This is a genomic window from Actinoplanes auranticolor (assembly GCF_018332655.1).
Lineage (GTDB): Bacteria > Actinomycetota > Actinomycetes > Mycobacteriales > Micromonosporaceae > Actinoplanes > Actinoplanes auranticolor.
Window position 1 is genome coordinate 106,883 of record NZ_BOQL01000021.1, and the last position, 23,859, is coordinate 130,741.

Genomic DNA, 23,859 nt, shown 5'->3' on the forward strand with positions numbered 1-23,859 from the left:
AAAGGGCCTCCCGTCAGCCGGGTCCGATGACCCGGCCCATCGATGGCCGTAACTCTTGCAGACCGGTGCAAACCATCACGGTGGTCGATTGACGGGCGGTTCACAGGCTGGCAACATTCGCGAGTATGGGAGCGCTCCCACCATCGCTCCGTCCCCCTCGTGGCCGTCCCACCGTTCCGGCACCCGGCCGCGAAGTCCTGAGAGGACCCCTGTGACTCCACATCGACGCCGGCGGGCTGCCAGGCTGATCGCGGCGAGCGCCGCGGCCGGCCTCGGACTGACCCTGTTGACGGCCCAACCGGCCGCCGCCGAGCCGGTCCAGCACATCCCGAACGGCAGCTTCACCAGCGGCACCACCGGCTGGTGGTCCACCGAGAACGCACCGATCTCCGTCGTCGGCGGTCGGCTCTGCGCCGAGGTTCCGGCCGGCACCACCAACGCCTGGGACGTCAGCCTCGGCCACAACGACGTCCCGCTGATCAACGGCGCTGCCTACGCCCTCAGCTTCAGCGCCTCGGCCAGTGCCGCGGTCACCGTCCGGGCCAACGTGCAGCTCAACGAGGCGCCGTACACCACGGCGCTGTCCCGGGCCGTCGCGCTCACCACCGAGGCGCAGACCTTCGAGTACACCTTCACCTCAGGTCTGGACTCGGCCAACGGCACGCTGACCTTCCAGCTCGGGGGCAGCGCCGAGGCGTACACCTTCTGCCTGGACGACGTCAGCCTGACCAGCGACGGCGCGACGCCACCGCCGGCCGGGCCGGAACAGGTCGAGAACGGTGACTTCTCCGACGGGACCGCGGGCTGGTACTCGTACGGCACCACGGACACCGGGATCGACGACGGGCGGCTGTGCACCGCGGTGCCGGCCGGGCTGGCCAATCCCTGGGACGCCGGCATCGGCCAGAACGGCGTGACGCTGGTGGCCGGCTCGTCGTACACCTTGTCGTTCGACGCCTCGGCCAGCCCGGGTGCCAGCGTGCGGGCCGCCGTGCAGCTGGGGGCCGAGCCGTACACGTCGTTCCTGTCGCGGGACGTCGCGCTGACTCCCACCGCCCAGCACCTGGAGTTCACCTTCACCGCAACCGCGGACACCACCGCGGGTCAGGTCGCCTTCCAGGTGGGTGGCAGTGCCGAGGCGTACCGTTTCTGCGTGGACAACGTATCGCTGATCGGCGGTGAGGAAGAGCCTCCGTACACGCCGGACACCGGGCCGCGGGTCCGCGTCAACCAGGTCGGCTACCTCCCGGCCGGGCCCAAGAACGCCACCGTGGTCACCGCCGCCACCGAGGCGTTCGGCTGGCAGCTGAAGAACGCCGGCGGTGACGTGGTCGCCGACGGCACCAGCACGCCGCGCGGGGTGGACGCCGCCTCCGGCCAGAACGTGCACACCATCGACTTCACCGGCTTCCGCACCGCCGGCACCGGCTACACCCTGGTGGCCGACGGGCAGACCAGCCACCCGTTCGACATCTCCGGCACCGTCTACAAGCAGCTGCGCTCCGACGCCCTGCAGTTCTTCTACATCCAGCGCAGCGGCATCGAGATCGACGGCGACCTGGTCGGCGAGGAGTACGCCCGCCCGGCCGGCCACCTCGGCGTGGCCCCCAACCGCGGCGACACCGACGTGCCCTGCCGCGCCAGCGCCTGCGACTACCGGCTCGACGTGCGCGGCGGCTGGTACGACGCCGGTGACCACGGCAAATACGTGGTCAACGGCGGCATCGCCGTGCACCAGCTCATGAGCACCTTCGAACGCACCAAGACCGCGGTCACCGCCGCGCACGGTGCCGCCCTGGCGGACAGCACGCTGCGGGTGCCCGAGCGGGGCAACAACGTGCCCGACATCCTCGACGAGGCGCGGTGGGAGCTGGAGTTCCTGATGCGCATGCAGGTCCCGGCGGGCAAGCCGCTCGCCGGCATGGTGCACCACAAGATGCACGACGCCAACTGGACCGGCATCCCGATGCAGCCCGAGGACGACCCTGAGCTCCGCGAGCTGCACCCGCCATCGACGGCCGCCACCCTGAACCTGGCTGCCACCGCCGCCCAGTGCGCGCGGCTGTTCGCGCCCTACGACGCGGCGTTCGCCGACAAGTGCCTCACCGCGGCGCGCACCGCCTACACCGCGGCGAAGGCGAATCCGGGGAAGCTGGCCCAGGACCTCGGTGGCGGCGGTGGTGGCTACGGCGACGCCGACGTCAGCGACGAGTTCTACTGGGCCGCGGCGGAGCTGTACCTGAGCACCGCCGAGCAGCCGTACCTCACTGATCTGACCGCGTCGCCGCACCACACCGGTGACGTCTTCGCGGCCACGGGCTTCGGCTGGGGCAGCACGGCCGCTCTGGGCCGGCTCGACCTGGCCACCGTGCCGAACCTGCTGCCGGCGGCCGACCGCCAGCGCGTGCGCCAGTCGGTGGTCACCGCGGCGGACCGCTACCTGGCCACGCTCAAGGCCCAGGCGTACGGGCTGCCTCTGCCGGGCGACGCCGGCAGCTACTTCTGGGGCGGCAACAGCAACATCCTCAACAACGTCGTGGTACTGGCCACCGCGTTCGACCTGACCGGCAAGGCCGGCTACCGCGACGGGGCGGTGCAGGGCGTCGACTACATCTTCGGCCGCAACGCGCTGAACCAGTCGTACGTCACCGGCTGGGGCGAGCACGCCTCGCAGAACCAGCACAGCCGGATCTTCGCCCACCAGGCCGACCCGAGCACGCCGCATCCGCCGGCCGGATCACTGGCCGGCGGGGCCAACGCGGGCCTGGACGACCCGTACGCCAAGGATCTGCTGGAGGGCTGCAAGCCGCAGTTCTGCTACGTCGACCACATCGAGTCGTACGCGACCAACGAGGTGGCGATCAACTGGAACTCGGCGCTCGCCTGGGTGGCCTCCTTCCTGGCCGACCAGGGCACCGGGCAGCTTCCGGCGGGCTCGTCCTGCAAGGCCGAGTACACCAACTACGGTCCCTGGCAGGGCAACGGTGGCTTCACCGCGCAGCTGGCCATCACCAACACGGGCACCGCGGTGGTCGACGGCTGGACGGCCCGCTTCGCCTTCCTCGGCGGCCAGAAGGTGCGGGAGGCGTGGTCGGCCGAGGCGACCCAGGCCGGGGCCACGGTCACGGCGCGGAACACCACGACCAACCGCCGGATCCAACCGGGGCAGACGGTGTACTTCGGCTTCAACGCCACGACGCCGGGCGGACCGAACCCGGCGCCGGAGCTGATCACCCTCAACGGATCAGCCTGCGGCTGACGTGAGCAACGGGCCCGGCCGGCACCAGCCGGCCGGGCCCGTCGTCGTGTTCAGCCCGCGTCGTGCCGCTGCCTGGTGCGGGTGGCGTCGATCAGCATCTCGATGAGGCCCGCGAGCCCGGCGGCGCCGAGCAGGTCGTGAGCCCGGCGGACGGTCATCAGCAGGGGTGCGGCCCGGTCGATCAGCACGCCGTCGCGGGCCAGCACGTAGGCCAGCGCGAGCATCGCCGCGCGCGCGTTGCCGTCGGCGAAGGGGTGGAAGAACGCCACGTCGAGATAGACGCGCGCGGCCCGCGAGGGCAACGGAACGGTGTCGTCGGTGGCCTCGAGCAGGCACCGCTCGAACACTTCCGGGAGATCGTCCCGCCAGTAGTAGCTCTCGCGGCCGCCCTTGGCCGACGCCGGGCCGGTGCGGAACGGCGCCTCCGGGACCCCGAGCACGGTGCGCTGCCACTGCTCGAGCCGGGAGAAGGTGAGCGGGCCACCGTCCGCGGCATCGCGCCTGGCCTGCTCGAGTGCCGCGGAGAGCTGGGCGCTGCCGGCCGGCCGCCGGGCGACGTGCTCGGCGATCCCGTCCCGGTCGCCGCGGACCGGGCCGGTCACCGGGCGGGTCACCGCCGCCCAGTCGACCCGGGCCCGTACCGCCTGCCACGCCGTCAGATCGTCGTCGCGCCCCTCGTATCTCGGCCGGCCGGGCGGCTGCAGCACGGTGGGCACAGTGTTGCCCCGCGCGGAGGGCCAGTCCTGCGGCCAGGTGTCAGGCCAGTCCCCGGCCGGGTCGGCCAGGGTGACCAGTGCGGCCGCCGGCTGCCCGGTGACCTCCCGGGCGAGGCGCTCGGCGATGTCCCTGACGACGAGCGGGGAGGGCTGCACCCAGCTCTCGAACCGCCCGCCGATGGCGCTGTTGATCAGAGCTTGACGGCGCTCCTCGGCTACGCCGGCGGCGGTGAGGAACCAGCCGAGGACCTGCTCGCAGTGGCCGTACCAACCGCTGTCGCTGCCGGTGCGGTCCACCGTGGTGGTCACCAGCCGGGCGACGGCGATCTCCCAGGCGACGACGAGGCCGTCCGGGTCGTCGTCGCCGTCGGGCAGGGGCAGGAACCGGTCGAACCGCTCGGCCAGGTGTTCCAGCCAGCCCCGCCATTCGCACAGCGAGGTGGCGACCAGGGCCAGGGTCTCCTCCGGGCCGGCGATCGAGTCCGAGACGCAGCACCAGGAGCCGACCGGACCGCCGTCGTAGTCGCCCTCGCCGCCCGCCCAGCACCAGCCGCACGCCCAGCGTCCGTACCGGTCGACGAGGGCGTGGCTCACGGCGTTCCGCCACCGTTCGGCGTCGTCCCGGCCGACCTGCCCCGACGGGGTCCACCTCGGGCGCGGGGGCACCGGCGGCGCGACGGCCCGGACCACCCCGAGCGCCCCGCCGGCGTCGAACGGATGCCGTGCCGGATCGACGTCGGCCCACGAGAGCCGGACCGGGGAGATCCTCTGCCACGCGTCGTCGTTCACCATCGACGGTCATCCTGCCACCGCCCCGTCAGGGAGCCGCGTTCAGCAGGTCGAGCACGCTGTGCTGGCAGGAGTGGTTCGTGTTGACGTACGGCCCGGCCCAATGGCTGCCGTAAGCGTCGAAACTCGTCCGGCTGCGGGCGTACGCCGAATCGGCCTGCCGTCGCAGGTACCCGTCGTAAGGCCGACCGACCGCCGCGTTCAGCACACCGAGCCCGCGGATGAACGCGCCCTTGAACGAGACCCCGTCGCCACTGCACTGATCCGGCTCGTTGGGCTCGCGCAGGATGCCGTTGTTGTTGAGGTACGTACTCGTGGTGGCCGCGTCGGCGACCCGGCGGGCCACGGTCAGCGCGTTCGCGTCGCCGGTCAGCTTGTGGAGCTGGACCAGCGCGTTGATCAGCACGCCCTGGTTGTAGGTCCAGGTGACGTCGCCGTTGTTGCGGCAGGTGCCGAGGTTGACCCCGTCGTTGACCAGGTTGGAGCTGTTGAGCATCCCGGTGCTCTGGAACCACGTCCAGCCGGCCTGGGCCCGGCCGCGGTAGACGCTGTCGCCGCCGATGCGCTGGGACAGGGCGGCGTTGAGCTGGATGTAGAGGCTGTTGGCGATGGCGTTCTTGACCGTCCGGTCGGTGCGCCAGTAGACGCCGCCGCCACAGCGGGTGTCCCAGTAGCCGAACATGTGGTCGGCGCCGGCCCGGGCGGTGTTCAGGTAGCGGCTGTCGCCGGTCCGGTCGTACGCGGCCACCCAGGCGAGCGCCCACCAGCCGGTGTCGTCCAGATACTCGTTGCGGAACTGGCCCTGCCGCGAGTTGATGTTCTTGTCGTAGGTGGCCGCGATCGCGTAGTCATAGCTGCGCATGCCGCTGACCCGGCTGGTGTCGATCAGCGCGGTGAGCGCGTTCGCGCCGGTCCACCAGCCGTTGGTGTCGAAGAGCCCGGTGCCCTGGTCGAAGCGCATCATCAGCGCGGTCGCCGCGGCGGTGCGCCGGTCCCCGGCGTTCCAGTTGCTGCGGGCCCAGCCGGTGCAGGTGAGCTCGGGCCGGTCGCCGGCCTTGCCGCAGGCGCGCAGCACGCCGACGCCGCGCGAACCCCAGTTGTCCACATTGAACATGGTGGTGCGTGTGCCGGCGGAGCCGGCCGGGACCGTGGTGTCACCGAGGCGGCTGTCGCCCGACCAGGTGCGTCCGCCGTCGAAGGAACGGTCCAGCCACACCTGGTCGCCGGCCCGGCCGTTCTCGACGGTCGCCCAGATCATCGCGTCGGTGTCGTTGACGTGCACCTGGAACGAGCGGCCGTACAGGGTGGTGCTGGTGGCGACGCGGTCGCCGGGGGAGAGGGCCGGGTCGCGGGCGTCGCAGTAGCGGTTGCAGACGGTGGCGGCCTGAGCGGGGGAGACGGTCTGGGCCTGGAGGAGGACGGTGGCGGCGACCGTGAGGACGGCGATCGACTTGGCGCGCATGGGTTACCTCCGTGCGGTGGGTGCACTCGGTAACTGTTAATAAAGTACACATATTGTTAATAGTCAATGCCTACTCGCCCCGGAACACCGGAGTGCGCCGCTGCAGGCTCGCGGCGATACCTTCGGCGCTGTCGCGGGTCTGCCACAGGGCGGCCTGCTCGGCGAGCTCGTGCTCCAGGGCCCGGCGGACCCGCTGCGGCAGGTCACCGCGCAGGGTCGCGCGGATCGACCGTACGGCCAGCGGCGCGACCGCCGCGATCGAGCGCGCCCATTGCAGGGCCGTCTCGCGCACCTGCCCCGGCTCGGCCAGCCGGTCGGCCAGCCCGATGGCGACCGCCTCCTCGCCACCCACCCGGCGGGCGGTCAGCAGCAGATCGGTGGCCAGCTGCCGGCCCACCAGCTCCGGCAGGGTGACGCTGAGCCCGAAGCCCTGGTGGAAACCCAGCCGGGCGAAGTTGGCGACGAACCGGGTCGACGGCTCGGCCACCCGGAAGTCCGCGGCGCAGGCCAGCCCGAGGCCACCGCCGACCGCCGTGCCCTGCACCGCGGCGATGATCGGGGTACGCACGTCGAAAAGCTGGGCCGCCCGCCGGTACAGACCCTCGGCGGCGGCCACCTTGTCCTCGACGAAGCCCGCCGAACCCAGATCCGCACCCCCGCAGAAGTTCTTGCCCTCGGCCGCCAGCACGATCACCCGGCAGCCGGCGTCGTCGTCCAGGGCGGCGGCGGCATCGGCGAGCCGTCCGATCAGCTCGGCGTCGACATGGTTGTTCGGCGGGCGCCGCAGTTCGAGCAGCCCTATCCCGTCCGTGACGGACACCGCCAGTTCATCGCTCGATTCCACCAGGTCAGAATGCTCGACACCGGAAACCCGGCGGAAACCGGCCTGGTTGTCGCCGAGGTCGCCGCCCGGCCTGGTGGCCGCCCGGCCTGGTGGCCGCCCGGCCTGGTGGCCGCCCGGCCTGGTGGCCGCCCGGGCTGGTTGTCGCCCGGGGCTGGTTGCCGCTCAGGCGGACGGCGCTCGGGTTCGGCCCGGCCTGGCCGCGAGGAGCTGCTCGCGCAGGATGTCGGCGTGGCCGCAGTGCTGGGCCAGCTCCCGCAGCACCTGCACGTACAACGCCCACATCGACCGCACCTTCCGGCCGGTGAGCACGTGGTCGAGGCCGAGCGTCCGTGCCGCCGTACGGGAATCCTCGCACGCGGCGCGGTGCGCCGCCTGGACCGACGCGATGGTGTCCCTCGAGGTGAGGATGAAGGAGCGGCCCGGGGTGGCGGCCACGCCGAGTTCCTTGAGCGACCGGCCGGTCAGGACGTGGCCGAAGTAGAACCTCTCGACGTACGTCAGGTGCTTCACCAGGCCGAGCAGCGTCGTGCGGGACGGTACGAGGGAGGCGCGCGTCTCGGCCTCGCTCAGGGCCCGGAGGCTGTCGTGCGCGGCCCAGCGGTGCTCGTCGAGCAGCTGGTCGAGGCGGGTACGGAGGTCGAGGGTCCACGGCGGTTGACCCATGGCAGCTCCCGTCGGTGGTGGGCGATGGACCGAGCATCCGGATCGCGGCCGCCGGGTGCAAAGTCCATTGCCAAATGGCAAGCTGCGGTGATGGACGAGGTCGAGCACGACGTGCTGGCGGGCGTGGCCGGACGGCTCCGGGAGCTGCGCCGCTCGCGCGGGGCCAAGCTGACCGACGTGGCGCAGCAGACGGGCCTGACGCCGAGCACGCTGTCCCGGCTGGAGACCGGCAAGCGGCGGCCCACGCTGGAGCAGCTGCTGCCGCTGGCCCGCGCGTACGGCACCACGCTGGACGAGCTGGTGGGCGCCCGCGACACCGGCGATCCCCGCATCCACCTTCGCCCGGTCACGTACCGCGGCATGACGTTCGTGCCGCTGACCCGGCGGGCGGGCGGCATTCAGGCGTTCAAGGTGATCTACCCGCCGGCGTCGCGCTGGGGCGAGCCGGTGCCGCGCACCCACGAGGGCTACGAGTGGCTCTACGTCATGAACGGATACGTCACCCTGCTGCTGGGCAAACGGCGCCTGCGGCTGGGTCCGGGCGAGGCGGCCGAGTTCGACACCGGTGTCCCGCACTGGATCGGCAGCGCCGACGAGAATCCGGCCGAGCTGCTCACCCTGATCGGCATCCAGGGCGAACGGGTGCACCTCGCCACGTCGGCACCCTGACCCCGCCAGGACACCGGCTCACAGCGACAACAGCAGCAGGGGAGCGGCGGCGGCCCACGCCTGCGGCGAGCACGAGTGCGGGTACGGCACCGGCCCGTACCCCCGCTCACGGGCCAGCCCGGTCATCACCTCGGGCAGCCGGCCGTCGCCGAAGGACGCGGCAGCGAGCAACCCGTCGGCGATCCGCGCCGCCTCGGCCCGGCGCCCGGCGGCGGCCAGGCCGGCGACTGCGATCGCCGTGTCGTGCGGCCACACCCCGCCGCGGTGGTAGGACATCGGGTGGTACGGCGTCTGTCCCGCGGCCAGGGTCCGTACGCCCCAGCCGGAGAAGAAGTCGTCGCCCGCCAGCCGGTCAGCCACCGTGGCCGCCCAGTCGTCGGCGAGCAGTCCGCACCACAGCAGATGACCGGCGTCGGACGCCGCCGCGTCGACGGCGGTGCCCGTGCCGTCGAGGGCCAGCGCCACGAAGCCGTCCGGCAGCCGGAAGTCGCGGGCGAACCGGTCGCGCAGTCCGGCCGCGGCCGTGGTGAGCATGGCCGCCCACGCCGGGTCACCCCAGACGTGCGTGGCGAGCCGGGCGGTGCCCAGCAGCGCGCGGTACGCGTACCCCTGGGCCTCGGCCACCGCGATCGGGCCGGTGGCCGGGGTGCCGTCCGAGAAGACGATCGAGTCGGCGGAGTCCTTCCAGCAGTGGTGGACCAGGCCCGGCAGGTCGGTGCGGTACCGCAGATACCCGGCCGCCAGCCCGCCCGGCCCGAACATCCAGCCGACCGCGGCCCGGGCCGCCTGCTCCAGCTCCTTGGCCGGCAGGTCGTCACCGGTCACCTCGTGGTGGGCGGCGAGCAGCATGAGGAACAGCGGGGTGGCGTCGACGGACCCGTAGTAGCGGGCGTACGGCACTTCGCCGGTGGTGGCGAGCTCGCCGTGGCGCATCTCGTGGAGCACCTTGCCCGGCTCCTCGATCCGGGAGTCGTCGGTCGTGCGGCCCTGGGCCGCGGCCAGGACCCGCAGGGTGCCGGCGGCCAGCTCGGGGCGGTGGGACAGGGCGAACAGCGAGGCGAGGAGGCTGTCGCGGCCGAAGACCGTGAGGAACCACGGCGCACCCGCGGCCGGCACGACGGCCCCGGGCACGCCGGGCGCCGGCATGCAGAGGGCGTCGAGGTCGGCGAGGCCCTGCCGTACGCAGCGGTTCAGGTCATCCTGAGGCGCCGAAGGTGAACCTGCGGTGTCGGTCCAGGATGACGCACCCGCCTCGCCGAGCTCGGCGGCGTCGCCGACTTTGACCGCACCGGCCACCTCGCCGGTACCGGTCGCAATGGCCGCGCCTACGTCCTCGACGAACCCGCCAGCCGCCACCGCCCCGCCTGACACCGTGACCTCCAGCGTCACCGAAGCCAGCGGCGGCACCACGACCATCCACTCCAGACGGCCAGCGGACAGCTGAGCGGTCGGAGAGGCCCGAATCGTAGTGGTGCGCTCGAATCCCCGCCGAGCGTAGGACAAGACCAGCCGGCCGTTCACCACCTCGGCCCGGCGGACCGCATCCGACTTGTCGAAGGTGCGCGCCGAACGCAGCTCGAACTGGTCGGCGAAGTCGGCCGCCACCTCGTAGCCGACCTCAACGGTCTGCGCTGCGCCCAGGTAACTGGTCAGCGTCAGCGACTCGACCAGACGGCCGGGCTCCAACCGCCGCCGCCGGACCACCGCATAGGGCGGATCCTCATGCCGGGCCGTCTCCGGCGCGTAGACCGTCGAGGCCGCATCGGTGCGCAGCGCCCGCAAGCGTGCGCCCGGGACCCACAGCACCAGTCGCGACAGGTGACGGCAGTCGTCGACGAAGAATCCGTCCACCGCCGAGCCCCCGACGTCCGCGCCGGCGGCGGTGGTCAGCAGACACGTGGTGCCCGCGACCACCGAGTGTCCGCTCACGCCGCCCGGAGCAGGTCGAGGGTCAGGGCCGCGGTCCAGCTGAAATCGCTCGCACCGTGGCCCGCGCCGGTCAGCGGGTCGAGGTACTCCCGGAAGCCGGCGGTGCGTACCCGGTCCAGCAGGCGCCGACGCAGGTCGTCGGCGAGGGCCGTCTCGCCGTGCAGCCGCAGCCCGTGCCAGAACAGCCAGCTGGTGTTGATCCACCCCGGCCCGCGCCAGTAGCGGCCCGGGTCGTGGTCGGCGGCGGTGAGGTCGTACGACGGCAGCGGACACGCCTCGTGCAGCCGGAACCGGTCACTGAGCGCGGTTCTCACCAGCTCGGCGGCGACCGGCAGGTCCGGCACGACGAGCGGAGCCAGTCCTCCTACGGAATAGGTTCGGATGAGGTGGCTGGTGTGCGCGTCACGAGGAAAGAACATCCCGGCGGCCGGATCGTACAGAGTGGACACCAAGGCGGCCGTGAGGCGGGCGGCGGCCGCCAGGTGGGGCTGCGGGTCGCGGCCCAGCTCCGCCGCCATCGAGGCCAGTGCGTGCTCGCCGGCGGCCAGCAGGGCGTTGCACAGCGGGTCCTCCACCGCGAAACCGTGCACCTGCAACGAATCGGCGTAGCCGGCGTCGCGATAGTCGCGCGCCAGCCGGACGTAGCGACCGTAGTCCTCGTCGGTGGGGCGTTCCGCGGCGACGCCGTGGTTGAGGTCGCGGCGGGTGAATGCGGTCGCCGGCACCGGGATCACCCGCGAAAGTGGCGAATCCCAGGCCGGGCTGTTGTCCATGCCGGATTCCCACGGGTGCACGACCGACATCAGCCCGCTGCCGGTGAGGTCGCGCCGGGTCGTGAGGTAGCGGTGCCACCGCACCAGCCGGGGGTAGATCCGGGGCAGGAAGCCGCGGGCGCGGGCCGTCGCGGGGTCCGTCAGGTAGGTCGACCAGGCGGCGAGCGCGTGCGCGGGCGGCTGGACGATGCCGGAGGTCGGCACGCCCGGCGCGCCGGGCACGGCCCCGGAACGCCAGAACGCGGGCCCGGGGAAGTAGGCGTCGGCCCGCACGTGCGGGTCGAACACGATGTGCGGCACGCGCCCGTCGCGCCACTGCGCGCCCAGCAACGACTCCAGCTCCCGCTGGGCCCGGGCGGGGGACAGGTGGCGCAGCCCGATCGCGATGAAGGCCGAGTCCCAGCTCCACTGGTGCGGATAGAGCGCGGCGGCCGGCACGGTGGCGCACTGCCGCCAGTTCGCGGCCAGCACCCGCCGGGCGCCCCGGTCCAGGTCGTCGACCACGCCGGCCCCTCTCACGGCCGGCACCTGCCGGGCACCCCGGTGCAGGTCGTCGATCACGCCGGCCCCTCTCACGGCCGGCGCCCGCCGGGCATCCCGGTCCAGATTGTCGATCACGCCGGCACGCTGACGTCGTGGCGGCGCAGGAAGCCCGGCACAGCAGCCACGGCGGCGGCCGGCTCGCCGCGCAGCCGGCACTCCAGCGCCAGGTGACCGTCGTAACCGATGGCGTCGAGGGTGCCCAGCAACGCCGCCCAGTCGAGGTGCCCGGCGCCCGGCTGAAAGCGGTTGGAGTCGCTGACCTGCACGTGACCGAGGTGGGCGGCCGCCTTGACCAGCGCCGAAGTGGGCTCGTCCTCCTCGATGTTCATGTGGTACGTGTCGGCCAGCACCTTCAGCGACGGCAGCCCGACCGCACCGATGAGGTCCACCGCCTGCTCCAGCCGGTTCACCATGTGGTCCTCGTAGCGGTTGAGCGGCTCTAGGACGAGCGTCGCCCCCTCGCGCGCGGCGTGCTCACCCAGCTCGGCGAGGCCGTCCAGCAGCACGGCCCGGTCCTGCTCCTCGCTGCGGGGTGGCTCGAACGGCGGCAGCCGCCGGGAGAACATGCCCCAGGACGCCGGGGTGCACGCCACCGCGCCGGGGCCGCCCACCTCGGCGATCACCGACAGCTGCGACTTGAGCTGGGCGACGGCGTCGCGGCGCAGCTCCGGGTCGAAGGCGCCGAAGAAGTGCCGCATGTCGACACACACCGACGGCATGGGCACCCCGTCGCGGGCCGCCCGGCGCAACTCGCCGAGCCGGTCGCGGAACGCGAAGCCGCCGTGGCCGCGCAGCTCGATGGCGTCGTAACCGGCGCGCCGGGCGAACTCGAACTTCTTCTGCAGCGTCTCGCCGGGCAGCAACTGCTCCTGGCAGGAAATTCTGATCACGGGAACTTCAACACCACCTGGAGTGCCTCGTGGGGACGGCGGTCGAGCATGCGGTACGCGGCCGCCGCCTCTTCCACCGGGATGACATGGGAGACGAGCCCGGCCGGGTCGATCTGGCGCTCCACGGCCAGCCTCAGGAACGTGCGGTTCAGGCGACCCTGATCCCAGCGCCCCGCGACGTCCGGCGGCACCCCGCCGATCTGCGAGCAGATCAGCCGTACGCGGTTGTGGTGGAACTCGTCGCCGAGCCGCAGCCCGACGCCGTCGCCCTGGTAGAACCCGGCCGCGACCACCCGGCCGTTGACCGCGACCGCGCGGATCGCCTCGTGCAGCGCCGGGTACGAGCCGCTGATCTCGATCGCCACGTCGGCGCCCCGGCCCTCGGTGAGCTGACGCAGCTGCGGGCCGACCGTGCCCTCGCGCACGTCGACGATGGCGTCGGCGCCGTACTCCAGGGCTTTCTCCAGGCGGCCCGGAACCGCGTCGACCGCCACGACCGAACCGCCGGAGAGCTGGACGAGCCGGGTGGTGAGCAGGCCCAGCACACCCTGGCCGAAGACGGCGACGGTCTCACCCAGATGTACGTCCGCGGCCAGCACGGCGTTGAGGGCGACCGCCCCGACCCGGGCGAAGGTGGCCGCGACCGGGTCCAGGCCCGCCGGGATCGTGCAGCCGCGCAGCTTCTCGGCGGGCAGCACGGCTTCGGCGCGGTGGCCCCAGATGCCCCACACCTGCGCGCCGACCGCGGGGATACCCGGGTCATCGGCCACGTCCGCGGCGACCTCGACGACCTCGCCGACCTCCGAGTAGCCCAGCCCGGCGATGGGATAGCTGAGCCCGGTTGTGTCGTCGACGAACAACCGCAGGTCCGGGTCCCAGGACTTGTTCAGGTACGGGTTCGTCCCCCGGTACGCGGTCAGCTCCGTGCCGGCCGAGATGCCGGAGAAGCTGGTGTGCACGCGAATCTGGCCGGGGCCGAGTTTCGCGGTGGGCTGGTCGACCACCTCGACGCAGCGCGGAGAGGTGAACTGAACTGTCTGCGGCACCCCGACATTTCACCGCATTAGTCTGGTCATTCGTGGCAGAACGCCCATTGTTCCGGCTGATCGTTGACCTACTTATGCCTCACCGGCGGGCAATAGTGCGGCGAAATCACCCTCTTCGTGACCACTCCTGCGCTTCTGTGGTGTTTACGCTACTGATCGTGACCTCCGCGAAGCGCGTCCCGACCGAAGGGCTGACCGTCAGTGCTGATCAGGGATAGGGCTGGTGGCAACCAGAACTCGGCCGGGCACCTGCTGTGGCTGGTGCGCACCGGGCGCGCCCGCACACGCGGCGAGCTGCAGAGCTACACCGGCCTGGCCCGCTCGACCATCACGCAGCGCCTCGACCTGCTGCGCGCCACCGGCTACCTGCGCGCCTCCGGCGTCGAGGGCTCGACCGGCGGACGGCCCGCCGAACTGCTCGAGGTCGACACCGGCCACGGCGTCGTGCTGGTGGCCGATCTCGGCGGCAACCACGCCCGGGCCGCGGTCGTCGATCTGGGCGGGCAGCCGCTGGCCGAGGAGCACGAGCCGATCAAGATCGGCCGGGGGCCCGAATCGGTGCTGGGCTGGGTCGACGGCGCGTTCCGGCGGCTGCTGGCCGAGACCGGGTGGGATCCCGACCGGGTACGGGGGATCGGCGTCGGCGTCCCCGGCCCGGTCGAGTTCGACGTCGGCGTGGTCACCCAGCCGCCGATCATGCCGGGCTGGGACGGCTACCCGATCGCCGAGGCGTTGCGCCGTACCTGGAACCGGCCGGTCTTCGTGGACAACGACGCGAACCTCATGGCGCTGGGCGAGCAGACGGTGCACTACCCCGGCTGCCCGGCTCTGGTGCTGGTCAAGGTGGCCACCGGGATCGGCGCCGGCGTGGTCATCGACGGGCAGGTCTACCGCGGCATCGACGGCGGCGCCGGCGACATCGGCCACATCCGGCTGCACGGCCATCCCGAGGCCCGCTGCGAGTGTGGTCTCTACGGCTGCCTGGCCGCGGTGGCCAGCGGACTGGCGCTGGCCCAGCGGCTCACCGCCGGGGGCACGCCCACCTCCTCGGGCGCCGAACTGGTCGAGCGGATCCGCTCCGGGCACGTGGAGGCGGTGCACCTGGCCCGTACGGCGGGCAAGCTGGTCGGCGAGGTGCTGTCCACGGTCGTCTGCATGCTCAATCCCGCCGTGCTGATCATCGCCGGTGACCTGGCCGACATCCACTTCGTCACCGGCGTGCGCGAGGTGCTCTACCAGAGCGCGCTGCCGCGCTCGACCCGCCACCTGGAGGTGACCACGAGCCGGCTGGGTGCCCAGTCGGCCGTGGCCGGCGGGTACGCGATGGTGGTCGACCAGGTGTACGCCCCGGCCGCCGTCGACGCGGAGCTGGCCCGCATGGTGCCCGCCGATCTCGCCGGTTCTGGCCGATAGTGATCCGATATGGAGACTGAGGACTACCCGCGGCCGGTGGCGATGGGCCTGGTGGGCGCCGGGCCGTGGGCGGCGACGATGCACGGGCCGGTGCTCGCCGCCGGCCCGCAGACCCGGCTCGCGGCCGTCTGGTCACGCCGTCCGGAGGCCACCGCGCAGCTCGCGGCCCGGCTGGGCGCGCACCCCGCCGGCTCGTACGAGGAACTACTCGACCGCTGCGAGGCCGTCGCTTTCGCCGTACCGCCGGATGCGCAGGCCGTGCTCGCTCCCCGCGCCGCCCGGGCCGGCAAGGCCCTGCTCTTGGAAAAGCCCGTCGCGCTCGACCTGGACGCGGCCCGCGCGCTGGCCGACACCGTCGCCGAGCACGGCGTGGTCACCCAGCTCGTGCTGACCAAGCGCTACCACCACGCCACGCGAGCGTTCCTCGCCGCGGCGGCCACGTTCGACACGGCCGGGGCCCGGGCCCGCTACCTGCACGGCGCGTTCCTGGGCGGCGCGATGGCCACCGGCTGGCGGCTGGCCCGCGGCGCGCTGTACGACCTCGGCCCGCACCTGCTGGACCTGGCCGACGCCGCCCTCGGGCCGATCGAGGAGCTGCGGGCCTGCGGCGACAGCCGCCGGTGGATCGAGCTGACCTGCGTGCACCGCGGCGGGACGGTCAGCCAGCTGTCGCTGTCTGGTGCCGTCGGACTGTCGTCCTCACAGGCCGGGATCGAGCTGTACGGCCCGGCGGGGACGCTGGCGCTGGACTTCGGCACCATCGACCACGACCAGTGCTGGCCGGTGCTGCGCGCCGAGTTCGCCGCGGCCGTACGCTCCGGGGTGCCGCACGACCTCGACGTGCGCCGCGGCCTCATGCTGCAGGAGCTGCTCGACCGGGCCGGCGCGCGGTGAGCAGCACCATGCCGGTGGTCTCGTATCCGTCGCTGGTCGCGGCCGAGTCGATCCGCTCGATCGTCAGCTCGGTCGTCACCGGCGCGAACACCGAGCGCACGATGGCCGGATCCACCGGGTAGCCCGGCCAGTGCGGCCCGTCGCCGATCCGGTAGCGGCCCATGTTCTCCATGAATGCGGCGACGAGCCACCCACCCGGGCGGACCGAGCCGATGAAGGCCAGGCACAGGTCGCGGAACTCACCGGCGACCTCGGTGGCGCTCTCCGCGACGAAGTGCATGGAGGCCAGATCGTAGGTGTCCGGCGTGAGATCGGCGGTGCTGCCCCGGCGTACGCGCACCCGGGCGAGCGCCTCGGCCAGGGTGGCCGGCAGCTCGGGCTGCAGCTCACGGCACCGCCGGTAGAAGCGCTGCCAGCTCTCCTCCGCCCCGTCGCGAAGCTGTCGCGTGAGATACCCGACGCTGGCCGCGCTGGGCTCGACCACCTCGATGTCCCGGCTGACCGCGGCCGCCAGCATCAGCGGATACAGGTTCGGCCCCGCGCCGAGCTCCAGCGACCGCCCGAAATGGCCGGGCGAGAACCGCCGGTAGAACGCCGAGTGGTGCACGAGCACGGCGTCGTCGTCGGGCTGCACGTCCCGGTAGATCTCATCCAGGTAGTCGGTGACCGGCCATCGGTCCCAGTCCACGTCGCGGTTGTGCCAAGGTGAAGCCATGGGCCGATCATGCCGCCAAGGCGCGGGGCCGGCATCCGTCCGTTTGCCGTTCCGGCAACGGAACTTGTCATTCCGAGGGCCGGTGCGCACGCTGATGAGCATGGACATCAACAATTTGTACGGCGGGACCGCCGCGACGGACCGGGGTACGGCCCGATGAGCGGTCACGCCCACGGGCATCAGTCCGAGGCCGAGGCGACGGCCATGTTCGAACCGCCGAGCTGGGACGAGCGCTACTCGGGCCCGGAGAAGGTCTGGAGCGGGCAGCCCAACCCGCAGCTCGTCGCCGAGGTGACCCGGCTGACCCCGGGCACCGCGCTGGACGTCGGCTGCGGCGAGGGTGGCGACGTGATCTGGCTGGCCCAGCAGGGCTGGAAGGTCACCGGCGCGGACTTCTCGGCCAACGGCCTGGCCCGCGCCGCCCGGCACGCCGAGCAGGCCGGGGTGGCCGACCGGGTCGACTTCTGGCAGGTGGACGCCCGCGCCTTCGCGGCCGAGGGCCGGACTTTCGACCTGGTCACCAGCCACTTCCTGCATCCGCCGGACGGCGGGATGGTGGAGGTGACCCGCCGGCTGACCGACGCTGTCGCGCCGGGTGGCCACCTGCTCGTGGTCGGCCACGCGCCGTCCGAGGTGTTCACGCAACTGTCGGCCAGCCACCGCAAGGCGATGTTCGTCGCCGAGGAGTTGCTGCCGGCCCTGCCGGAGAACTTCGAACCGCTGGTGGTCGAGCAACGCCCGCGCACCGCGGTCCGTGACGGTGTCACGGTCGAGATCGCTGACTCCACCCTGCTCGCCCGTCGGACGTCCTAGAAACCGGCCGGCGGGCCGGTGCCGCGGTCAACGGCTGCCGCAGTAGGCGAGGCGGTGGTCCGCACGGCGCGCGGCCCACACGACGACGACCAGAGCCACCGCCCACAGCGGATAGTTCATCGCGATCTTCGAGACCGTCAGCCAGCCGACCTCGTTGTTCTCGTAGAGCCGGTGCAGCACGAGGAACCGGGCGGCGAAGACGGCCGCGAGCGCGGCGGTGGCGATGTCGTACCGTCGCAGCGACGGGCGGTCGTGGCGCCACCACATGCCGACTCCCTGCAGGCCGCTCCAGAGCACGCCGACCAGCGGCCGGCGGAGCAGAATCGACGCGATCAGGACGACGGAGGCCACGAAGTACCACCAGATGTCGGCCAGGAAGAAGTCCCGGGCCTCGCCACTGCGGGCGGCCAGGAATCCGGAGACGGCAACGCCGACGAACCCGCCGAACGCCGGGCGCAGGGGCTGCCGCCGTACCGCACGGAACAGCGCGATCAGCGCGCCCGTGCCGACGGCGGTGGCCACCGCCGGGTACAGGCCCCACCACGAGTTGGTCACCACCAGCACGGTCGGTGGCAGGGACGATTGGATGAGTCCGGTCAGGCCGCCGGTGCGCTCCCACAGCGTGGGTGCCGGGTCCTCGGGGCGGGACGATCTTCGTCGGACGGCATCGGGTCTCCTCTCACGACGGGCTGGTCCCGGCAGCGGTGCGGCTGCCCTGCTCGATCGACTGCCGGGCCCGGCCGGGGTCGTCGCCGTAGCCGACCAGCAGCCGGAACATCATGTCGTCGAGGACGAACCGGGCCTGCTCCTCCGGGAGGAGTCCGGCGACGGCCATGGTGACCATGCCGTGGCGCATGCTCCACAGCTGGGCGGCCCAGACGGCGATGAGGGACTCCTGCGCGGCCGGGAAGCGGCCGGCGCTCACGCACCGGCGTACCAGGGCGACCAGCCGCTCGTAGGTCCCGGCGCCGAGGTCGTCCTCCGTCGGCGGGCGGTCGAGGAACATCGCCCGGTACAGGTGGGGACTCGCCACGCCGGCGGCGAAGAACAGCATTCCGGCCGCGGCCAGGTCGGCGACCGGGTCGTCCGAGGCCGGCAAGGCGTCCAACCGGGCGTCCAGCCGGGCGAAACCCTCTTGCCGGACGGCCCGGCGAACGGCGGCCATGTTCTCGAAGCGGCTGAAGACGGCCATCGTCGAGGAACCGATCTCGGCCGCCAACCGGCGACTGGTCAGCGCGGCCGGACCCTCCTCGGCCAGGATCCGGGCGGCCGCCTCGACCAGCATCGTTCGTGTCCTGGGGTCAGCGGTACGAGGGCTCATGCCCGTAACATACCATCGTTACATAACAACGGTATAGGGGTTGGCGCTGATCCTTTTCACGCCACGGGCCGGCGCGACGAGGTCGCACCGGCCCGTCCGGCGGAGATCAGGCCGGCAGCCCGCCGACCTGCTGGTTGACCCAGGTGCGGATCGAGGGCAGATCGCCGTAGATGGACGGCGCGGTCGCGCAGGTGGAGCTGTTGTTGCCGGCACGGCTCGTCACACCGATCAGGGCCCAGCGGCCGCTGACCATGCGCACCTGCGGGCCACCGGAGTCGCCGTAGCAGGCGCCGGCGTTGCCGTTGGTGTTGTTCGTGCAGATCTCGTAGGCCGCGTCGATGCCGGAGCAGCGGCTGTCGGCCACGATCGAGGTGTCGAGCTCGTTGGCAACCCGGGGAGTGGAGCCGCATCCGCGGGTGGGGCAGGTCTGGCCCCAGCCGATGATGCGGGTTGCCGTCCCGACGGCACCGGACGCCGTCGGGATGGGTGCGGGGGTGTAGGACACGGATGAGGTCAGCTCGAGCAGCTTGACGTCGATCCGCGGATGGTTGACCGCCCGCCGGACGGTGACCACGGTGCCGCCGCTGCTGCGGTCGATGCTGCCGACGCGGACGGAGCTGGGCGTCGAGCAGTGTTTGGCGGTGACGGCCCAGTTGCCCTTGATGAGGGAACCGGTGCAGCCGGAGACGTACACCATGAACGAGTAGTTCTCGGTGGCGGGCCGGCCGTTGACGACCTGGGTGACGGGCGGCGGCTCAGGGGAGGGGGCTGCGACCGCGGCGGCCGGCATGAGCAGCCCGGCGGCAGTGATGGTGGCGGCGGTGAGGAGTGTCCGGGCGAGGTTACGCATACGGTCGTCCTGTCTGTGCCGTAGGGGGTGACGGCGGGCGGTTGCCCGGACAAACCGTAGCGACATAGTGATGCCCGTCGATACATATCGAACGGGGCCTACCGCTGCGTGATGGCCGTACGTCGCTCCTATGCCGTATCCGGGTAGACCTCCACGTCGTAGAGCAGTCGGACGGGCTCGCCGTCCGAGACGCCGACGAAGACCGGCTCGCCGGCCGGCGTGCGGCCGAGCCGCCACACCTGCGCCCGGGCGGCCTCCCGCGACGGGCGATGAACCTTGTCGGCCTGGTGCAACGCGAGCACCTTCCGCGCGGTGGTCCGATCACTGGCCAGCTGTACGCGAACCAGCGGCATCTCTCGCCACCCTTCCTGAACGCTGTCCTATCAACTTAACGGCGTTACATTCGCTGTCGACCGTACTAGGGTCAGGCGGTGAGCGAAACAGCATTCGGCCCCGGCTCGGTCTGGCTGCGCGATGAACCGGAGCGGCCCCGCCCCGTCCCACTGAGCCGGGAACGCATCGTCGCCGCGGCGGCGACCCTGCTCGACGAGCACGGCGCCGACGGCCTCACGATGCGCCGCCTCGCCCAGCAGCTCGACGTCACACCGACCGCGCTGTACTGGCACGTCAAGACCAAGGACGACGTGCTGGACCTGGCCCTCGACCACATCTTCGGCGACGTGCCGATCCCGGCGGTCACCGCCGACTGGCGCGACGACGCCCGGGCGCTGATCCGTCACTGGCGTACCGCGATGCTGCGTCATCCGTGGGCCCCGGCCCTGATCGGCCGGCCGATGCTCGGACCCAACGTCCTGGCTCGGACCGAGTTCCTGCAGTCCGCCCTCAGTCGCGGTGGCCTCGCCGATCTCGAGCTCGCAGTGACCACCCGGCTGCTGGCCAACTACGTGATCGGGGCGGCTCTCACCGAGGCGACCTGGCGCGGCACCGCGGATGCCCGGGCCCAGGGCGAAGCCCGCCGGCGCGTGACGGCCGACCCCGCCGCCTACCCGACCCTCAACGCCTCCGGCCACCTCGACGCGGACCGCTGGGACGACGACATCCTCTTCGAACGCGGCCTCGACGCAATCCTGACGGCCACACATCCCTTTGAACCAGGATCCTAGGATGCTGGAGGAGCGGTACGGGTGGTCACCGTGGCTCGAAGTCGAGGTGCGCTCCTGCGGCGCAGCTGCAAGCCGACCCCTACCGCAGCCTCTCGTCATCGCTCGCCCACGACCGCGCACCCCGCGCCGTCCCGGTCCGGCCCGATGCGTCGCCCCACACGGCCAGCTCGCCGTGGGCCAGGCACACGATCAGGAAGCCGTCCGGACCCGCGACCGCCCAGGACTCGAAGTCCGGGTCCACGCCGACCAGCAGCTGCGACCCGCTGTGGAAGGTGACCAGCAGTTCCCCGGTGTCGCGGATGCAGGCCGTGCGGATGACGTCGCCGAGCAGGGTCGCGAGGATGTCCGACGGGTTCTCGCCCGGCTCCACTTCGGCCCGCCCGGCCGGCCCGTGCAGCTGGGTGACGGTCTCGATCAGCACCTGGCACCCGCCGGAGAGGCCCAGGACGATGGCGTGGCCGAGCCGCACGTACTCCAGCTTGCGCCCGCGCAGCAGATCGATCGACCGTCCCTGCCGCGGACGCCGTCCGGCGTCCAAGTCGGCGACCATGACTGGCAACATGACTACCTCGATCGGCTCATCGGACTACTGACGACAGGACCGTAGCCCGCACTTTCATAAGAGATCCTTAAAGACGACAGCGGATTCGTCAGGGGCACCTGAAGGTCCGGAACCGGGCGGGGTTGACAGCGCCGCGGTGCTCTCCGTCAGCCTCGGTTCCGCGCGTTGGGTACGCGCCGCGACTCGCCGGAAGGCTCGAAGCCACCCCGTGTGATGTCAGGCTGGGCGACGGTCACCGACGCTCTGTCCGCCCGTGCGAGTCCGGGCGCTGAGCGAGGTGCACCATGAAGACGCTGCCCGACAACCCGAACCTCGACCATCTGCGCCGGCAGGCCAAGGATCTGCTCACCGGCCTGCGCGACATCCGGCCGGACGCGACGCTCGCCGACGCGCAGGCGTCGCTCGCCGAGCAGTACGGTTTCCGCACGTGGACCGACCTCAAGGCCGAGGCCGACCGCCGGCGGGGGCACGCCGAGGTCGCTGATCCGGCGCTCGCCCGGCGCATCGCCGGCCGGTTCGGGCTCGGTGACGTCGTCGGCGAGATGCGGTCCGTGTCCCGCCCGGACGAGATGGGACGGCGCTGGCTGCTGCAGACCGGCCGCGGCCGCTGGGCACCACGCACTGTGGACGACGTCTATCCCGTGACCGACGGCGAAGACAACGCCCGGTTCCAGGAGGCCGCCGCGCGGGCGGGGGTGACGCTGCCGGCCCCGGTCCGCAGTGTCTCCGGCGCCGTGGTCGAGGTGATCGACGGCAGCCAGTGGCGGGTGTACGAGTGGCTGCGGTCCGGGCCGCCGTTGGCCGCCCCGGTCAGCGCGACCGTCACCGGCAAGGTCGGCGACATGCTCGCCACGCTGCACGGGCTCCGGGTGCCGGTGGACGGCACCTGCCCGTGGAGTTCCGTGCGGTTGGCCTCTTCGAGCTGGCCTGAACTTGCGGAGGTGGCCGCCGCCGAGGGAGCCGGCTGGGCGCCCGTCCTGGCTGCTGCGGTGCCCACGCTGGCCGAGCTCGAATCGGTCGGGAACCGGGCCGCACCGGCCGCAGCGGTGCTGTGCCACAACAACGTGAGCCCGGGCAACGTACGGGTCGGGCCGGACGGGCGGCTCATCCTCACCGGATGGGAACACGCCGACGGGCTGCCGCCGGCCTGGGAGCTGGCCGCGGCGCTGGTCAGCTGGGCGGTGATCCCGGCGGGGGGATCAACGCCGCGGGGGCGCGGGCTCTGGCCGACGGTTATCGGGCGCGGGCCGGCTGCCTGCCACCGCTGAGCCTGGACGCGTTCGGCGGCACGGCGATCGCCTTGCAGAACTACGTGTCGGGCCAGATCGAGCTGGCGCTCGAGGCGCGCGCTGCGGAGGACGTGAGGTACACCGACCGCAACGTCCGGCACCTGCTCACGCACCTGCCGTCCCGGGCGACCTATGAACGCGTTCTGGAAGCGGCGCTCACCGAGGGTTGAGAGCCGGCGGTCGCCGCGGGGTTTCCCGCGGCGACCGCGAACGCCGCGAACCGGTACGGCGTCAGGGTTCTGCACGACGTGCTCGCCGACCGGCCCCGCTGGTCGCGGCGCGCACCGAGCCTCGCCGGATGACCATGCCGACCGGAAGGGTCAGCGACCCGGCCGTCGCCTCAGGCGGCCGCGGTGATGTCGGTGGTGGTGGCGAGCGCCCGGCCGGCCTCGATGTCGGCGGTCAGGCTCTCGATGCGGGTGGTGGCCAGCGCGTAGGAGTCCGAGCCGAGGAGCTGGTGCAGCGGCGCCGAGCCGGACTCCGCGACGGTGATGATCGCGGTGGCGGCGCGGGCCGGGTCGCCGAGCTGGGTGCCGGGCATGGCCAGGTGAGCATCCGTCATCTCGCGGACGGCTTCGTAGCCGTCGGCGGTGCGCACCGGCAGGCGCAGGCTTCCGGTACGCAGGAAGTCGGTCCGCATGTAGCCGGGCTCGACCAGGTTGACCCGGATGCCGAAGTCCGCGACCTCGCCGGCCAGTGATCCGGTCAGGCCCTCCAGGGCGTACTTGGCCGCGCAGTACAGGCCCCAGCCGGGGAAGGCGGTCAGTCCCAGGATCGACGAGACGTTGATGATGTGGCCGCTGCGGCGTGCCCGCATGCCGGGCAGGGCGGCCCGCAGCACGTTCCACGCCCCGAACAGCTGCACGTCGAACAGCTCCCGGGCTTCGGCGTCGGTGACCTCCTCGACGGCGCCGAGCAGGCCGTAGCCGGCGTTGTTGACCACGACGTCGATGGCGCCGAAGCGTTCCTCCGCGGTCGCCACGGCGCTGCTGACCTCCTTCTCGTTCGCCAGATCGACGGGCATGACCAGCAGCTGCGACGTGTCGGTGCCGGCCAGGGACTCGGTCAGCCGTTCGGGGGAGCGGGTGGTCGCGGCGACCCGGTGACCGCGGTCCAGCAGCTGCTGGACCAGCTCCCGGCCGAGGCCGTGCGAGGCGCCGGTGACGAACCAGGTCGCGGGTCCGGTGGTGGGGTACGGCATGGGATGACTCCTCGGGTGCGTGCCGGTCGATGACGTTCCCCGGCCGGGGAACGGTTCCCATGCTGCGGCGGCGCACCGGGGTCCGGACACGGTC

23 protein-coding genes are annotated in these 23,859 nt (G+C 72.3%); 8 read left to right on the forward strand and 15 right to left on the reverse strand.

Annotated elements, in window-relative coordinates; translation table 11 throughout:
- The first annotated feature begins 211 nt into the window (after positions 1-211).
- The gene (locus Aau02nite_RS12085; RefSeq protein ID WP_212988466.1) at positions 212-3,259 is read left to right on the forward strand and encodes a glycoside hydrolase family 9 protein; all 3,048 of its coding nucleotides are present in this window, start codon (positions 212-214) and stop codon (positions 3,257-3,259) included.
- 50 nt (positions 3,260-3,309) lie between these two features.
- On the opposite strand, the gene Aau02nite_RS12090 is transcribed toward Aau02nite_RS12085, so the two are convergent.
- From Aau02nite_RS12090 to Aau02nite_RS12105, 4 genes are all read right to left on the reverse strand, one after another.
- A complete protein-coding gene (locus tag Aau02nite_RS12090; RefSeq protein WP_212988467.1) occupies positions 3,310-4,767 on the reverse strand; it encodes a Fic family protein in 1,458 nt (485 codons plus the stop codon).
- A gap of 25 nt (positions 4,768-4,792) precedes the next feature.
- Positions 4,793-6,226: a glycoside hydrolase family 76 protein gene (locus Aau02nite_RS12095; protein ID WP_212988468.1), complete on the reverse strand. Its 1,434-nt coding sequence runs from the start codon at positions 6,224-6,226 to the stop codon at positions 4,793-4,795.
- 70 nt (positions 6,227-6,296) lie between these two features.
- Positions 6,297-7,070: an enoyl-CoA hydratase/isomerase family protein gene (locus Aau02nite_RS12100; RefSeq protein WP_246595075.1), complete on the reverse strand. Its 774-nt coding sequence runs from the start codon at positions 7,068-7,070 to the stop codon at positions 6,297-6,299.
- A gap of 162 nt (positions 7,071-7,232) precedes the next feature.
- Positions 7,233-7,733, reverse strand: a complete 501-nt coding sequence (locus Aau02nite_RS12105; protein ID WP_212988469.1) for a DinB family protein — start codon at positions 7,731-7,733, stop codon at positions 7,233-7,235.
- Positions 7,734-7,823: 90 nt separating this feature from the next.
- Here Aau02nite_RS12105 and Aau02nite_RS12110 point away from each other — a divergent pair, with 90 nt between their 5' ends.
- Positions 7,824-8,402, forward strand: coding sequence for a helix-turn-helix domain-containing protein (locus Aau02nite_RS12110; RefSeq protein WP_212988470.1), 579 nt, complete (start codon positions 7,824-7,826; stop codon positions 8,400-8,402).
- 18 nt (positions 8,403-8,420) lie between these two features.
- Here the strand turns inward: Aau02nite_RS12110 and Aau02nite_RS12115 are convergent, their stop codons facing one another.
- Genes Aau02nite_RS12115 through Aau02nite_RS12130 form a run of 4 tightly spaced genes read right to left on the reverse strand, consistent with a single transcriptional unit; the run spans position 8,421 to position 13,583 of the window.
- A complete protein-coding gene (locus tag Aau02nite_RS12115) occupies positions 8,421-10,331 on the reverse strand; it encodes an amylo-alpha-1,6-glucosidase (RefSeq protein ID WP_212988471.1) in 1,911 nt (636 codons plus the stop codon).
- Positions 10,328-11,722: an MGH1-like glycoside hydrolase domain-containing protein gene (locus Aau02nite_RS12120; protein ID WP_246595076.1), complete on the reverse strand. Its 1,395-nt coding sequence runs from the start codon at positions 11,720-11,722 to the stop codon at positions 10,328-10,330. Before Aau02nite_RS12120 ends, Aau02nite_RS12115 begins: the two co-directional genes overlap by 4 nt.
- On the reverse strand, positions 11,719-12,537 hold the full coding sequence (locus Aau02nite_RS12125; protein ID WP_212988472.1) for a sugar phosphate isomerase/epimerase family protein: 819 nt from the start codon (positions 12,535-12,537) through the stop codon (positions 11,719-11,721). The genes Aau02nite_RS12120 and Aau02nite_RS12125 overlap by 4 nt, the downstream gene beginning before the upstream one ends.
- The gene (locus tag Aau02nite_RS12130) at positions 12,534-13,583 is read right to left on the reverse strand and encodes a zinc-dependent alcohol dehydrogenase (RefSeq protein ID WP_212988473.1); all 1,050 of its coding nucleotides are present in this window, start codon (positions 13,581-13,583) and stop codon (positions 12,534-12,536) included. The genes Aau02nite_RS12125 and Aau02nite_RS12130 overlap by 4 nt, the downstream gene beginning before the upstream one ends.
- Positions 13,584-13,784: 201 nt before the next feature.
- Here Aau02nite_RS12130 and Aau02nite_RS12135 point away from each other — a divergent pair, with 201 nt between their 5' ends.
- Together Aau02nite_RS12135 and Aau02nite_RS12140 are read left to right on the forward strand one after the other, a co-directional pair.
- Positions 13,785-14,996, forward strand: a complete 1,212-nt coding sequence (locus tag Aau02nite_RS12135) for an ROK family protein (RefSeq protein WP_212988474.1) — start codon at positions 13,785-13,787, stop codon at positions 14,994-14,996.
- Between the two features lie 9 nt (positions 14,997-15,005).
- Complete coding sequence (locus Aau02nite_RS12140) at positions 15,006-15,890, forward strand: Gfo/Idh/MocA family protein (RefSeq protein WP_212988475.1); 885 nt, start codon at positions 15,006-15,008, stop codon at positions 15,888-15,890.
- On the opposite strand, the gene Aau02nite_RS12145 is transcribed toward Aau02nite_RS12140, so the two are convergent.
- Positions 15,850-16,605, reverse strand: a complete 756-nt coding sequence (locus Aau02nite_RS12145; protein ID WP_212988476.1) for a hypothetical protein — start codon at positions 16,603-16,605, stop codon at positions 15,850-15,852. The genes Aau02nite_RS12140 and Aau02nite_RS12145 overlap by 41 nt on opposite strands.
- A gap of 156 nt (positions 16,606-16,761) precedes the next feature.
- Between Aau02nite_RS12145 and Aau02nite_RS12150 the strand changes: the two genes are divergently transcribed.
- Complete coding sequence (locus Aau02nite_RS12150) at positions 16,762-17,418, forward strand: SAM-dependent methyltransferase (protein ID WP_212988477.1); 657 nt, start codon at positions 16,762-16,764, stop codon at positions 17,416-17,418.
- 27 nt (positions 17,419-17,445) lie between these two features.
- Here Aau02nite_RS12150 and Aau02nite_RS12155 read toward each other — a convergent pair whose 3' ends face one another.
- From Aau02nite_RS12155 to Aau02nite_RS12170, 4 genes are all read right to left on the reverse strand, one after another.
- On the reverse strand, positions 17,446-18,120 hold the full coding sequence (locus tag Aau02nite_RS12155; RefSeq protein ID WP_212988720.1) for a DUF3159 domain-containing protein: 675 nt from the start codon (positions 18,118-18,120) through the stop codon (positions 17,446-17,448).
- Positions 18,098-18,739, reverse strand: coding sequence for a TetR/AcrR family transcriptional regulator (locus Aau02nite_RS12160; RefSeq protein WP_212988478.1), 642 nt, complete (start codon positions 18,737-18,739; stop codon positions 18,098-18,100). Before Aau02nite_RS12160 ends, Aau02nite_RS12155 begins: the two co-directional genes overlap by 23 nt.
- A gap of 106 nt (positions 18,740-18,845) precedes the next feature.
- Positions 18,846-19,529: a S1 family peptidase gene (locus Aau02nite_RS12165; protein WP_246595108.1), complete on the reverse strand. Its 684-nt coding sequence runs from the start codon at positions 19,527-19,529 to the stop codon at positions 18,846-18,848.
- A 188-nt stretch (positions 19,530-19,717) separates the two neighbouring features.
- Positions 19,718-19,942, reverse strand: coding sequence for a hypothetical protein (locus tag Aau02nite_RS12170; RefSeq protein WP_212988480.1), 225 nt, complete (start codon positions 19,940-19,942; stop codon positions 19,718-19,720).
- Between the two features lie 78 nt (positions 19,943-20,020).
- On the opposite strand from Aau02nite_RS12170, the gene Aau02nite_RS12175 reads away from it, so the two are divergent.
- Complete coding sequence (locus tag Aau02nite_RS12175; protein ID WP_212988481.1) at positions 20,021-20,713, forward strand: TetR/AcrR family transcriptional regulator; 693 nt, start codon at positions 20,021-20,023, stop codon at positions 20,711-20,713.
- 79 nt (positions 20,714-20,792) lie between these two features.
- Here Aau02nite_RS12175 and Aau02nite_RS12180 read toward each other — a convergent pair whose 3' ends face one another.
- Positions 20,793-21,263: a DUF6188 family protein gene (locus Aau02nite_RS12180; protein WP_212988482.1), complete on the reverse strand. Its 471-nt coding sequence runs from the start codon at positions 21,261-21,263 to the stop codon at positions 20,793-20,795.
- A gap of 296 nt (positions 21,264-21,559) precedes the next feature.
- Here Aau02nite_RS12180 and Aau02nite_RS12185 point away from each other — a divergent pair, with 296 nt between their 5' ends.
- Both Aau02nite_RS12185 and Aau02nite_RS12190 read left to right on the forward strand, forming a co-directional pair.
- Positions 21,560-22,543: an aminoglycoside phosphotransferase family protein gene (locus tag Aau02nite_RS12185; RefSeq protein ID WP_212988483.1), complete on the forward strand. Its 984-nt coding sequence runs from the start codon at positions 21,560-21,562 to the stop codon at positions 22,541-22,543.
- A gap of 32 nt (positions 22,544-22,575) precedes the next feature.
- Positions 22,576-22,734, forward strand: a complete 159-nt coding sequence (locus Aau02nite_RS12190) for a hypothetical protein (protein ID WP_212988484.1) — start codon at positions 22,576-22,578, stop codon at positions 22,732-22,734.
- A 170-nt stretch (positions 22,735-22,904) separates the two neighbouring features.
- On the opposite strand, the gene Aau02nite_RS12195 is transcribed toward Aau02nite_RS12190, so the two are convergent.
- Positions 22,905-23,765 carry an SDR family NAD(P)-dependent oxidoreductase gene (locus tag Aau02nite_RS12195; protein ID WP_212988485.1) on the reverse strand — a complete coding sequence of 287 codons (861 nt, stop codon included), beginning with the start codon at positions 23,763-23,765 and terminating at the stop codon, positions 22,905-22,907.
- Positions 23,766-23,859 lie beyond the last annotated feature (94 nt).